Genomic DNA, 12,346 nt, shown 5'->3' with positions numbered 1-12,346 from the left:
ACCACGGCCGGGACGCCAGCGCCGCGAGCACGGCCCCCGCCGCGTTCATGAGCGCGTCGTCCGCGGACACGACCCGGCCGGTCAGGAACGTGTACTGGAGGGCCTCAAGGAGGACGGCGGCCGCGGCGGCGCCGAGCGCGACCGCGCCGAGGCCGATGCGGAACCGGACGGGCAGGAAGAACCCGGCGGCGGCGAACACGAAGAGGTTCCCGGCGAGCTGCTCGACGATCCGGCGCGGCGAGGCCCCGGCCAGGTCGGCGAGGTCCACGAGCGGGACGAGCTGGAGCGCGTTTGCGCCCTCGCGGGAGGTGAGGCCGAGGAACAGCAGCGGCACCGAGCCGACGACCGCGCCGACCTCGGCGAGCGAGTGGAGCCAGGCGTCGCGGCGCGGCCGGCCGCGGCGGATGCGCCGTGCGGCGAGCGCCCATGCGGCGGCGAACGCCAAGGGCAGCAGGGCGAAGGCGACGTAGAGGGTGTTCGCTTCGAGGGAGTTGACGGCGAGGGGTGCGTGCATTCGGGCGATGCTAGCCGAGGATGACCCGGCGGCCCTCGACCTTCCAGCCGTCGCGCATCATGCGGCCCACGGACTCGACGAGCTGGGCGCGCTCGGCCTCCTTGATGCGCTCGGTGAGGGTCTCGGCGGTGTCGTCGTCCTCGACGGGGACGGCGCACTGGGCGATGATCGGGCCGGTGTCGACGCCGGAGTCGCAGATGAAGAGGGTCGCGCCCGCGATCTTGACGCCCGCGGCGAGGGCCTCGCCGGGGCCGTTCATGCCCGGGAACGCGGGGAGGAGCGAGTTGTGGGTGTTGACGTAGCGGCCGGGGAACGCGTCGAGGAACCGCGGCCCGCAGAGTTTGAGGAACCCGGCGGAGACGACGAGGTCGGGCTCGTAGGAGGCGACTTCGGCGGTGAGCGCGGCGTCCCACTCGTCGCGGGTGGCGTAGTCCTTGACCTTGTGCACGAAGGTCGGCACGCCGAGCTTCGCGGCGCGCTCGGCCCCGTAGGTGCCGTCGCGGTCGGCGCCGACGGCGACGACCTTCGCGCCGTAGGCGGGGTCGGCGCTCGCGTCGAGGAGGGCCTGGAGGTTCGAGCCCGAGCCGGAGACGAGCACGACGAGTTTGGCGGTCACGGGTGAAACGGTAACCCGTCCTCGCGGCTCGGCGCCGGATCGGGGATGACCACCGTGTCCCTGCGCACGAGCTCGGCTTCGGCGGCGCGGCGGTGGACGGCGAACAGGCGGGCGACGAGCGCGGCGCCGACGAGACCGATGAGGAACTGGACCCCGGCGATCCCGGCGACCGCGACAGGGTCGGGCCCGAGCTCGGCGAGGAGGTCCTGCCCGGCGGCGCCGCCGGAGAGGTACGACAGGAGCGCGAGCGAGGCGGCCCCGGTGGCGGCGGCGACGATCGACGCGGTCGTGACGCGGGGCAGCCGCAGGTCCGGGGACCGGTAGGTGAGGATCACGCCGAACACGGCGGCGAGCATGAGCGGCAGCCCGACGAGGACCGTCGCGTAGTCGGGCAGCGGCGCGTTCGGGACCGCTGCGAACACCGGGAACGCGGGGAGCGGCCCGAGTTCGACGAGCTCGGTCTGGACGGCGGTGCCCGCGCCGACGGCGAAGCCGGGACCGGCGAGGTACGCGGCGGCCCACACGGCGAGGTTCGGCAGGTACAGCAGGCTCATGAGCGCGACGATCCACGACGCGTTCCCGTACAGCCCCAGGGTGTCGGCGACGACGGGCCCGCGGACGGCGAACGCCGCGCCCGTGGCGGCGGCGCCGAACGCGAGGAGCGCCCCGGCGGTGATGAGCCCGGTGCGCAGGCCGCGGCGCAGCCACACGGAGGCGGTGCCCCACGGGAGGACCCCGGCTTCGCGGGCGGCGCCGAACGCGGTGGCCGCGACGATGAGCGGGACGGCGTGCAGGAGCGCGGGGAGCATGTCGATGCCGAAGGGCCCGCGGGCGCTGAGCGCGGCGGCCCCGGCGACGAGTCCGGTGTAGAGGATCGAGACGAGCCCGGCGGCGGCCCGGACGGCGGCGGCGTCGCGGCCGCCGATCGCGCGGGTCGTCCCGGCGGCGGCCTTCGCGAGCCGCCAGGCGATGAGGACGGTGAGGGCGAGCGGGGTGACGCTCAGGTGCACCGGTCCGATGTCGACGGGCACGCCGTGCCCGGAGAGCCAGGCCGTGCCGGCGGCGGCCACGACCACGGAGACCGGGCCTTGGGCCCCGGCCTGCCACCAGCCGATGATGACGCACACCAGGATCGGCGTGAACACCACCGTCGCGCACCACACGGTCGTCGCCAGCGCGGACGCGAGCAGCGCGCGCGGGCGCTTCGCGCGGGGCCGGGCGCCGGTGTCGAGGACCTCGGTCTCGCGTTCGTTCTCGCTGCGGGACTGGCGGGGCGGCGCCGAGGCGTCGATGCGCACGGTGTGGCGCTGCGCGGACCCTGTGCTGCCAGGGCGTCGGTTCGGTCGTCGCTCCACGCCGACCAGTCTGTCACAAGGGGGCACGCGGAGCACGGTTCCCATGACGGGCGGGCGAATGCGAGGATGGGTCGGCGGCGGTCCCGCGGGGGTCCGCCTGGAGGAGGCAGCAGTATGGAAGGTCCGGGCGACTTCTACGCCACGGTGGACGTCGAGGAGGTCGTGGACGGTGACACGTTCCGCGCCTACATCGACGGCGAGAAGATCCGGGTGCGGATCATGGGCATCAACTCCCCCGAGTCCGGCGGGTTCCGCGAGGAGGAGGACTGGGGCGCGGAGGCGAAGGTCTACGCGAAGTCGAAGCTCGAAGGCCGCACGGTGAACCTGTTCACCGATCCGGGTGACCCGGCGTTCGACCAGTACGACCGGCTGCTGGCGCACGTGGTGATGGAGAACGGCATGAACTACGCCGTTCTGGCCGTCGCCGAGGGGATGGCGCACTGCTACATCCTGGGGCACCAGGAGCTGACGATCGGCGACACGCTGCGCAAGGCGGAGCGGCTCGCGAAGGCGGAGAAGCGCGGCATGTGGGGGTCCCTGAACGACGAATAGCCCTCCCTGGGGGGAGGGCCGTCCGATGCCGCGCTACAGCGCCGACGAGGTCTGGACGTCGGTGTCCTCGGGTTCGGGCTCGCGGCCGTACAGCCAGAGCTGGACGGCCGCGCCGAGCGCGCCGCCGACGAGCGGCGCGACGATGAAGACCCACACGTGCTCCAGCGGTGCGCCCCCGGCGAACAGGGCCGGGCCGAGCGAGCGGGCCGGGTTGACTGAGGTGCCCGTGAGCGGGAGCCCGACGAGGTGGATGATCACCAGGACCAGGCCGATGGCGGCGCCCGCGGCCGGGGTGGCGCCCTTCTTGCCGGTGACGGCGAGGACGGTGAAGACGAGCAGGAACGTCAGGAGCGCCTCGATGACGAGGGCGCCGGCGAGGTTCACGGTGGCGCCGTAGTCGTTGGCGCCGAGGGCGCCGGTCTGGTCGGTGACGTCGCCGCCGGTGGTCATGAACTTCAGGAGCGCGGCGGCGGCGATGCCGCCGGCGAACTGGGCGATCCAGTAGCCGACGGCGGTGCCGGCGTCGACGCGGCGGGCCAGGAGTGCGCCGAGCGTGACGGCGGGGTTGACGTGGGCGCCGGAGACCGGGCCGATCGCGTAGGCGAGTGCGAAGAGGACGAGGCCGAACGCGAAGGCGACGCCGACGAATCCGATCGCCTCGGGGCCGATGCCGTACACGGCGGCGCCGACCGCGAAGAAGACCAGGCAGAAGGTGCCGAGCAGCTCGGCCCAGATCGCGCGCATGACGTCCTCCTTGAAACCGTTTCCTACGTCTGTCCCAGAGGATGGCAGGACTGGGGCGGCTTCGTGAGCGTTTTGCGCTATTTGGACGGTAGTGGGGCGCGGTTCAGGCGCGGTCGAGGTAGTGGAGGACGGCCGCGACGCGGCGGTCGGTCTCGTCGTCGGGGGCGAGCCCGAACTTGAGGAAGATGTTGCGGATGTGCTTGTGGACGGCGTTCTCGGTGATGAACAGCCGCTGCGCGATCGCGCCGTTGCCCAGGCCCTCGGCCATGACCGACAGGACCTCCTTCTCGCGGGGCGTGAGGCGCTCGACGGGGTCGTCGGCGCGGCGCTGCGCGAACAGCTGGGCGACGACCTCGGGGTCGATGGCGGTGCCGCCCTTCGCGACGCGGTGGAGGGCCTCCACGAACGCGTCGACGCGGCCGACGCGCTCCTTCAGGAGGTAGCCAACGCTGCGGGCGCCGTCCGCGAGGAGGTCGGTCGCGAACGACTGCTCCACATAGGCCGAGAGGACGAGGACGGCGAGCCCCGGGTGGGCGCGGCGGGCCGCGACGGCGGCCTTGATGCCCTCGTCGGTGTGCGTGGGGGGCATGCGCACGTCGACCACGGCGACGTCGGGGCGGTGCTCCTCGACGGCGGCCAGGAATGAGGCCGGGTCCCCCACGGAGGCCACGACCTCGAATCCCTCCCCTTGCAGCACCAGGTTGAGGCCCTCGCGCAGGAGGGTGTCGTCCTCGGCGATCACGATCCGCACGGCAGCTCCACTCTGATCTCGGTCGGCCCACCGGGTGGGCTGGTCACGGTCGCGGTCCCGTCGAGCGCCTCGACGCGCCGCGTGATGCCCGCCAGGCCCGATCCGGCCCCGGCGTCGGCGCCGCCGCGGCCGTCGTCGACCACGGCCACAGTGAGGGTATTCCCCCGCCTGGTCACCTCCACCGACGCGCTGGTAGCACGGGAGTGCTTGGCCACGTTGGTGAGCGACTCGGCGACCACGAAGTAGGCGGTGGCTTCGACGCTCGCCGGGCACCGGCCCGGCACGTCCACGGCCACCGTGCACGGCACGGGGCAGTCGGAGGCCAGCGCGTTCAGGGCCCCGGCGAGCCCGCGGTCCTCCAGGACCGGCGGGAGGATCGACCGCACGACCGCGCGCAGCTCGGCGAGCGCGTCCTCCACGGTGTCCTGGGCGCGGCCGAGGATCTCCACGGCCTTGTCCGGGTCGCGCGGGACCTCGCGCTTGGCGGCGCCGACGAGGACGGCGACGGCGACGATCCGGTTCTGGGCCCCGTCGTGCAGGGCCCGCTCGATGCGGCGCAGCTCGACGGCGTGCGCGTCGAGCGCGGCGGCGCGGGTCGCCGTCAACCGGGCGACGCGCTCGGACAGGTCGATGTCGGGGTCGGGCCCGAGGAGGTTGGCGCCGGGCCGGGCCTGGAGGTCGAGGAGCTTGGGGCCGAAGAGGAGCCACAGCGCGCACACGGCGATGCCGGTGGCGAAGCCGAGGGCCGCGGCGGGCGCGGTCTGCGCCTCGATCATCCCCGAGAGGATCTGCTGCTCCGAGGACGGCGCGAACGCCCACCACAGCGGGTAGGTCGCGTCGCGGACGGCCACGAACGGCATGTTGATGAGGATCGCCCCGATGATGAGGCCCCACGTGCCGTGCAGGAACACCCACTGGAGGTCGCGGCGCGCGGACGGGTCGGCGCGCACCTCCCGCAGACTCCGCGGCAGTTCCGCGTCGGGGCCCGCGTACGGGGACTCGACGTCGTGGCCGAGGCGCAGCAGGCGGCGGCGCTCCAGGCCCGCGAGCATCCGCACCCACTGCATCGTCGGGTGGACGAGGAACCTCCCGGCGCCGAGCAGCGAGAGGAAGCCGACGAGGACCGCGATCGGGATCGTGTAGAGCGCGAGGATGCCGAACCCGGCGCCGACCGCGCCGTAGCCGGAGGCGCGCAGGGCCGCGGCGAGCACCGAGCCCAGCCCGGTCCTGCCCTCGCCGTCCGGGCGCAGCTGCGCGTCGAACCACGCCCGCACCCGCTCGCGCCTGCCGATCGCCATCGCTTCCTCCAAGAACTCGCTTGGAAACGTACCCGCGGCGGGGCCGCACCGTCGCTACAGCCTGCTGTACAAGCCCGAAAGCGGCGGCACTACAGCTGGCTGTACCCGCCCGCCTCCGGTTGTCCCCACCCCCTTTCCGGCAGCTGACCGCATTGGAAACGGACACGGATTCCCATAGCGTCTTGGGTACCAAGGAAACCCGGAGGCACCCGATGACCACCACCCTCGCCGCTCCCCCGAGCAGGCGCCCCGCGGCCGCCGCGCCCGCGCTCGCCCTGAGGGAGATCACGAAGACCTACGACGGCGCGCACACCGTCCTCGACCGCGTCAGCCTCGACGTCCCCGGCGGCGCGCTCATCGCCGTCATGGGCGGGCCCGGGGCCGGGAAGTCCACGCTCGTGCACTGCGCTGCCGGACTCGACGACCCCTCCCGCGGGGAGGTCCGCATCGCCGACCGGCGCATCACCGGCCTCGACGAGGCCAAGCGGACCCTCCTGCGGCAGGGCCGCATCGGCTTCGTGTTCCAGTCGTTCAACCTGCTGCCCTCGCTCACGATCGAGGAGAACCTCGCGATGCCGCTGCGCCTCGCGGGCGAGGCCGAGGACCGCGACTGGCTGCGCCACCTCGCCGAGCGCACCGGCGTCGACCGGCTCCTCGCGCGCCGCCCCGGGGACCTCGCGCCCGTGCTCCAGCAGCGCGCCGCCGTCGCGCGGGCCTTCGCGTCCCGCCCCGACGTCGTCGTCGCCGACGAGCCGACCGGCGCGCTCGCGCCCGCCGACGCCGCCGACGTCCTCGACCTCATGCGGTCCCTCGTGGACGAGTGGGCGCCGGGCCTGCTCATGGTCACGCGCGACCCCGCGGCCGCCTCCCGCGCCCACGCCACGTTCGCCCTCGAAGGGGCGCGGCTGCGCCCCGTCCTGACGACTTCCGTTCGGTAGCAAGGAGAGACAGCAGGGCCCGCCGTCCGGGGGACGGCGGGCACTCTTGGCGACGCTTGCGAGCCATAAATTTGTTCAGTTGTGCGGGTGTTGGCGAGCAGCTTCTAAGCGGCTTCGACGACCTCGGCGGTGCGGCGCCCCATCAGCGCGGTGGCGCTGGCGAGGAGGCCGACCGCGGCGACCGCGGTCACCAGGTACAGGCCGGGCCGGTACTGGGCGATCGAGGTGGCCGCGCCCCCGGCGATGAGGCCGGTGACGACCGCGAGGACCACGGCGCCGCCGATCTGCCCGGAGGTCTGGACCAGGCCGGAGGCCAGGCCCTGCTCGTCGTCCGAGATGCCCTCGGTGGCCTGGACCATGACCGACGAGAAGCCGATCGCGAAGCCGAGGCCCAGCAGCAGGAACGCGGGCAGGTAGTCCGCGAAGTAGTTCGGCTGGGCCGAGCCGCCGCGGAGGATGAACCACAGGTAGCCGAGGACGAACGCGGCCATCGAGGCGATGATCATCGACTTCGTGCCGTAGCGGTCGATGAACTTGCCCGCGATCGGCGACAGGATCGCCACGATGATCCCGGCGGGGGCCAGGGCCAGCGCCATCTGGATCGGCTCCCACTGGAGCGTGTTCTGGAGGTACAGGGACACGATCGTCTGGAAGCTGATGTAGGACCCGAAGATCGCGAGCGCGGCCAGGTTGGCGCGGACGATCGACTTGACCTTGAAGATGCTCAGGCGCACCAGCGGGTGGGCGACCTTGTTCTCGATGACGAAGAACGCCCCGAGGAGGATCACCGCGGCCGCGGTGGTGGCGGTGACCAGCGGCGTGAAGCCGGCCTCGGGCACCGTGACGATGGTGTAGACCGCGGCGAGCATGCCGCCGGTGAGCGTGGCGGAGCCGAGGAAGTCGATGTGCCCCTTCTCGCGCTCGGCGGTCTTGGGGACCACGATGAACGCGGCGATGAGGACGCCGGCCACGACGACCACGGGCGCGAAGAACGTCAGGCGCCAGTCGACGCTGGTGAGCAGGCCGGAGGCGATGAGCCCCGAGGCGTACCCGGTGGCGCCGAAGACGGTGAAGATCGACAGGGCCTTGTTGCGGTCGTGGCCCTCCTTGAAGGTGGTCGTGATGATCGAGAGCGCGGCCGGGGCGGTGAACGCGGCGGCGACGCCCTTCACGATGCGCGAGGCGATGAGCAGGCCCTCGTGCTCGACGAGCCCGCCGACGAGCGAGGCGGCGCCGAAGACGACGAGCGCGGTGAGGAAGACCTGGCGGCGTCCCAGCAGGTCGGCCATGCGTCCGCCCAGGAGGAGGAGGCCGCCGTAGCCGAGGATGTAGCCGTTGACGATCCACTGGAGCGAGGCCGTTTCGAGGCCCAGCTCGGCGCCGATGGACGGGAGCGCGACGCCGACCATGGAGACGTCGAGGGCGTCCAGGAACATCGCGAGGCCGGCCACGAAGAGGACGGCCCACAGCTTTGGTCCCCATCGGCTCGGGGCATGTGCGGGCGTATCGATGCTGGTCGAAGTGGTGGTGGGGAGGGGTTTCGGTTCGGTGATCGTCATGGGGAGAAACTTACATGCACGTGCATTGGATGTCAACACATCAAATGCGTGGACATTAAATGTCTTGACATGGTAATCTCCTGGTCATGGAGGCCGTAGTATCCGAAGACGTGTGCACGAAGTGGTCTGAAACACTCCGCGTGTACCACACCACATCGTGCGAGCTGGAGAGCGAGCTCCAGGAGCGGCACGAGCTGGGCCTGAGCGAGTTCGAGGTCCTCAAGATCCTGTCCCGCAGCTGCTCCAAGGGCGGCGGGAAGGCGAAGATGAAGGAGCTGGAGGCCGAGATGTACCTCAGCCAGAGCGCCCTCTCCCGCACCGTCACGCGCCTGGAGAAGGACGGCCTCGTCACCCGCGCGACCTGCGACTTCGACCGCCGCGCCATGTTCCTCATGCTCACCCCCGCCGGGCAGGAGCGCTACGAGGCCGCGCAGCCCACGTACATGGGCGTGCTCCGGGCCCACTTCGCCTGAGCCGGTTGGCGATCCGCCGCTGACGCCGGTGCGGCGCCCTCCCCGCGCGCCCCTGTTCGGACGGCATACCCCCTTGCGGCGTGACGGTCGGTAAGGTGAGGTGGAGAGCAGTCACAACCGATCCGGCATGGAGAGTGGATGTCATGACTCCCCCAGAGAACGACCGACCCGACGACGAGGACGGCGGCACCTTCAAGCTCAAGCCCGGCGCGCAGCCGCCCGCCGCGGCCCCTGAAGGAGGGGAGGAGGCCGGACTCGACCGCACCATGAAGATCAACCGGGTCGAGGCCCAGCAGGGCACCCCGCCCCCGCCGCCCTCCCCGCTCGGCAACCCGACCGGCCCGTCGAACCCGCCGCACGCGGAGTACGCCGAGACCACGGTCATGCCGCAGACCGGCTCCCAGACCGGGTTCAACCCGGCCGGGACCCCGCAGCCGCCGCAGCCGAACCCGCTCGGCTCCGGCCAGCTCCCCCAGACCGGCCAGCAGCCGTACGGCCAGCCGGGCCAGCCCCAGCAGCCCGGCTACCCGCCGCCCCCGCCGCAGGCGGGCTTCCCGCAGCCGCAGGCCACCGGGCCGCAGGGCGCGGTCCCGGAGGGCATCAAGCGCATCGGCCTGATGGTGCTCATCGCCGCGGGCGTCGGCGTCCTCGGCAACCTCGTCCAGGTCTTCACCTTCGGCGGCTTCTACGTCGGCTCGGCCGTCTTCGGCATCCTCATCTGCGGCGCCTTCGGCTGGTACGGCTGGGCGCTGCCGCAGGGCAAGGTCAATCCCGCGGGCCTGCGCCTGACCGGCATCATCCTCATCATGATCGGCGCGGGGTTCTCGATCCTGTCAATCTTCGGCTCGTTCTCGGCCTTCGCGCTGTTCGGCGGCCTCGGGGCGGTCCTGCTCCTCCAGAGCCTGGCCCTCGCCGGCACGCTCGGCTACGCCAGCTTCATCTACTTCAAGGACGAGGCCGTCAAGGCGTTCATCCGGGGCCCGCAGGCCGCCGCGCCCGCGGGCTACCCGCAGCCCGGGTACGGGCAGCAGCCCGGCGCGTACCAGCAGCCGGGCGGCTACCCGCAGCCCGGCCAGCCGCAGCAGCCCCCGCAGGGCTACGGCCCGCCGCAGGGCCAGCCGGGGCAGCAGCCCGGCGGGTACCCGCCGCCGCCTCCCGGCTACGGGCAGCCGGGCCAGCAGCAGCCGCAGCAGCCGCCCTACGGCCAGTAGGACTTCCAACCCGCACCGGTCGCGACTAAGCTCACTCGTATGAACTGGCCGCGGCGCCGACGATCGCCACGAGCGACGCAGGCGCCGCGGCCTCCGTACGAGGAGGTACAGATGACTGCAACCGGGGCGCCCATACGCGTCGTCGTCGCCAAGGTCGGGCTCGACGGCCACGACCGCGGAGCGAAGGTCGTGGCCCGCGCGCTGCGCGACGCGGGCATGGAGGTCGTCTACACGGGCCTCCACAACTCCCCCGAGCAGGTCGTCGCGACCGCCCTCGCCGAGGACGCCGACGCGATCGGGCTGAGCATCCTCTCCGGCGCCCATATGACGCTCTTCCCGCGGGTGCTGAAACTCCTCGACGAGAACGACGCGCGCGACATCGTCGTATTCGGCGGCGGCATCATTCCCGACGAGGACGCGGCCCAGTTGCGCGAAGCCGGAGTAGCGCAGATATTCGGCCCCGGCGCCTCGACCCAGGCCATCGCCGAATGGGTCCGCGGCCATGTGCCCTCACCCGATCAGGGCAGCCCTGCGGCCGTCTGATCGGCCCTGGCCTGCGGATACGCCCGCTGCAAAAAATTCTTCGAAGAGACCGTAACCGCGCCTGGCGGCCCTCGTTCTTATAAGTGTCGGACGCGGAAGCAAAGCCGCGGAAGACGCATCAGCAGTCGGCCGAAAGGCCGCCGGACAATAGCGCAGAGGCTTCACCGGGGGTTCACTTCCGAAGCGTCGTGCAATTGAGCTGTGCCACAAGCTGCCGATGCCCTGTCGATTGAGGGGTGGCGATAGGGCATCGTGCCTAAGGGAATCAAGCCTTTGAGGGGTGGGCTTGGTTCCCGCTGAGGGGACCGGACGCCTGAGGGGTGCGTCCGGTCCCCGCCTCTTTCCCCGCGGACCCCGCACAACCGCCCCGCCGGACCGTGAATCGCCTGCAAGGGCCCGGCAAACGGCATCCCAAGCCTGACTCGTCACACCGGCCGCCCGCCCGGACCCGGGGCGGCTCGCCGCGCGTTACCCTGCGATAACGGGCACCTGTAGCTTTCCCCCGCCTGACCGGACCCGGTTCGCCGAGGCCGCGGCCCGCACCGGGCCCGGGCGGGGAGGCCCAGGCAGTCCGGTCAAAGAAGACTAGCTAGTGGAGCGGACTCTACAGTGGATCTGTACGAATACCAGGGCCGCGCACTGTTCGCCCGGCACGGAGTGCCGGTTCTGGACGGCGGCGTCGCCACCACCACACAGGAGGCCGTTGCGCTCGCCGAGCGCCTCGGCGACCGGGTGGTCGTCAAAGCGCAGGTGAAGGTCGGCGGCCGCGGCAAAGCCGGCGGGGTCAAGCTGGCCGACACCGTGGACGAGGTCAACACCCACGCCACGAACATCCTCGGCATGGACATCAAGGGCCACACCGTCGAGAAGGTCATGCTCACCGTGACCGCCGACATCGACGAGGAGTACTACTTCTCGTACCTCCTCGACCGCGCGAACCGCACGTTCCTGTGCATCGCGTCGACCGCGGGCGGCATGGAGATCGAAGAGGTCGCCCACACCGCCCCCGAGAAGGTCGTGAAGCTCCCGATCGACGCCGGCACCGGCGTCACCGCGGAGATCGCCGACGGCATCGTCACCAAGGCCGGCTTCCCCGAGGACCTCCGCGACCAGCTCGTGGACGTCTTCGTGAAGCTCTGGGACGCCTTCGTCGCCGAGGACGCGACCCTCGTCGAGGTCAACCCGCTCGTGCGCACGCCCGAGGGCAAGGTCCTCGCGCTCGACGCGAAGGTCACCCTCGACGAGAACGCGGACTTCCGCCACCCCGACAACGCCGAGTTCGAGGACAAGTCCTCGGTCGACCCGCTGGAGCAGCGCGCCAAGGACTCCGGCCTCAACTACGTGAAGCTCGACGGCTCCGTCGGCATCATCGGCAACGGCGCCGGCCTCGTCATGTCCACCCTCGACGTCGTGTCGTACGCCGGTGAGGGCCACGGGGGCGTCAAGCCCGCGAACTTCCTCGACATCGGCGGCGGCGCCTCCGCGGCCGTCATGGCCAACGGCCTTGAAGTGGTCCTGTCGGACCCGCAGGTCAAGGCCGTGTTCGTGAACATCTTCGGCGGGATCACCGCCTGCGACGAGGTCGCCCGCGGCATCCTCGGCGCGCTCCAGACGCTCGCCGACCGCGGCGAGGACGTCACCAAGCCGCTCGTCGCCCGCATCGACGGCAACAACGCCGAAGAGGGTCGCAAGATCCTCGCCGACGCCAACCACCCGCTCATCACCGTGGTCGAGACCATGGACGCCGCGGCCGACAAGGCCGCCGAGCTCGCGAACAAGGGGGCCTAGTCCA

12 protein-coding genes and 1 pseudogene are annotated in these 12,346 nt (G+C 71.9%); 6 read left to right on the top strand and 7 right to left on the bottom strand.

Going from position 1 to position 12,346, the window contains the following annotated elements:
• Positions 1–25: 25 nt before the first annotated feature.
• The 3 genes and pseudogenes from B0I28_RS07785 to B0I28_RS07775 all read right to left on the bottom strand — a co-directional run.
• Positions 26–514, bottom strand: a pseudogene (locus B0I28_RS07785) (VanZ family protein); the annotation flags it as partial.
• Between the two features lie 10 nt (positions 515–524).
• On the bottom strand, positions 525–1,130 hold the full coding sequence (purN, locus tag B0I28_RS07780; RefSeq protein WP_106363205.1) for a phosphoribosylglycinamide formyltransferase: 606 nt from the start codon (positions 1,128–1,130) through the stop codon (positions 525–527).
• On the bottom strand, positions 1,127–2,485 hold the full coding sequence (locus B0I28_RS07775) for a cell division protein PerM (RefSeq protein ID WP_146148006.1): 1,359 nt from the start codon (positions 2,483–2,485) through the stop codon (positions 1,127–1,129). Before B0I28_RS07775 ends, purN begins: the two co-directional genes overlap by 4 nt.
• Before the next feature lie 114 nt (positions 2,486–2,599).
• On the opposite strand from B0I28_RS07775, the gene B0I28_RS07770 reads away from it, so the two are divergent.
• Entirely contained in the window at positions 2,600–3,037 is a 438-nt protein-coding gene (locus tag B0I28_RS07770) for a thermonuclease family protein (protein WP_181245687.1), read from the top strand.
• Between the two features lie 33 nt (positions 3,038–3,070).
• Here the strand turns inward: B0I28_RS07770 and B0I28_RS07765 are convergent, their stop codons facing one another.
• The 3 genes from B0I28_RS07765 to B0I28_RS07755 form a co-directional block, all read right to left on the bottom strand.
• Positions 3,071–3,781, bottom strand: coding sequence for an MIP/aquaporin family protein (locus B0I28_RS07765; RefSeq protein WP_106363202.1), 711 nt, complete (start codon positions 3,779–3,781; stop codon positions 3,071–3,073).
• Positions 3,782–3,884: 103 nt separating this feature from the next.
• A complete protein-coding gene (locus tag B0I28_RS07760) occupies positions 3,885–4,532 on the bottom strand; it encodes a response regulator transcription factor (RefSeq protein WP_106363201.1) in 648 nt (215 codons plus the stop codon).
• Entirely contained in the window at positions 4,520–5,830 is a 1,311-nt protein-coding gene (locus B0I28_RS07755; RefSeq protein ID WP_106363200.1) for a sensor histidine kinase, read from the bottom strand. Before B0I28_RS07755 ends, B0I28_RS07760 begins: the two co-directional genes overlap by 13 nt.
• A gap of 212 nt (positions 5,831–6,042) precedes the next feature.
• Here B0I28_RS07755 and B0I28_RS07750 point away from each other — a divergent pair, with 212 nt between their 5' ends.
• Positions 6,043–6,768 (top strand): ABC transporter ATP-binding protein, encoded by a 726-nt coding sequence (locus B0I28_RS07750; protein WP_106363199.1) that lies wholly within the window; start codon positions 6,043–6,045, stop codon positions 6,766–6,768.
• A 104-nt stretch (positions 6,769–6,872) separates the two neighbouring features.
• Here the strand turns inward: B0I28_RS07750 and B0I28_RS07745 are convergent, their stop codons facing one another.
• Positions 6,873–8,327, bottom strand: coding sequence for an MFS transporter (locus B0I28_RS07745; RefSeq protein ID WP_106363198.1), 1,455 nt, complete (start codon positions 8,325–8,327; stop codon positions 6,873–6,875).
• Positions 8,328–8,413: 86 nt separating this feature from the next.
• Between B0I28_RS07745 and B0I28_RS07740 the strand changes: the two genes are divergently transcribed.
• From B0I28_RS07740 to sucC, 4 genes are all read left to right on the top strand, one after another.
• Positions 8,414–8,800: a MarR family winged helix-turn-helix transcriptional regulator gene (locus tag B0I28_RS07740; protein ID WP_106363197.1), complete on the top strand. Its 387-nt coding sequence runs from the start codon at positions 8,414–8,416 to the stop codon at positions 8,798–8,800.
• A 143-nt stretch (positions 8,801–8,943) separates the two neighbouring features.
• Entirely contained in the window at positions 8,944–10,011 is a 1,068-nt protein-coding gene (locus B0I28_RS07735; RefSeq protein WP_106363196.1) for a hypothetical protein, read from the top strand.
• Positions 10,012–10,122: 111 nt separating this feature from the next.
• Positions 10,123–10,554 (top strand): coenzyme B12-dependent isobutyryl CoA mutase small subunit, encoded by a 432-nt coding sequence (gene icmB / locus B0I28_RS07730; RefSeq protein WP_106363195.1) that lies wholly within the window; start codon positions 10,123–10,125, stop codon positions 10,552–10,554.
• 609 nt (positions 10,555–11,163) lie between these two features.
• Entirely contained in the window at positions 11,164–12,342 is a 1,179-nt protein-coding gene (gene sucC, locus B0I28_RS07725) for an ADP-forming succinate--CoA ligase subunit beta (RefSeq protein ID WP_106363194.1), read from the top strand.
• Positions 12,343–12,346: the final 4 nt, after the last annotated feature.

This window comes from Glycomyces artemisiae (genome assembly GCF_003002955.1).
In the GTDB taxonomy this organism is placed as follows: domain Bacteria; phylum Actinomycetota; class Actinomycetes; order Mycobacteriales; family Micromonosporaceae; genus Glycomyces; species Glycomyces artemisiae.
The sequence above is the reverse complement of the archived record's forward strand: the minus strand, read 5'-3'. Positions and strand labels throughout refer to the sequence as shown.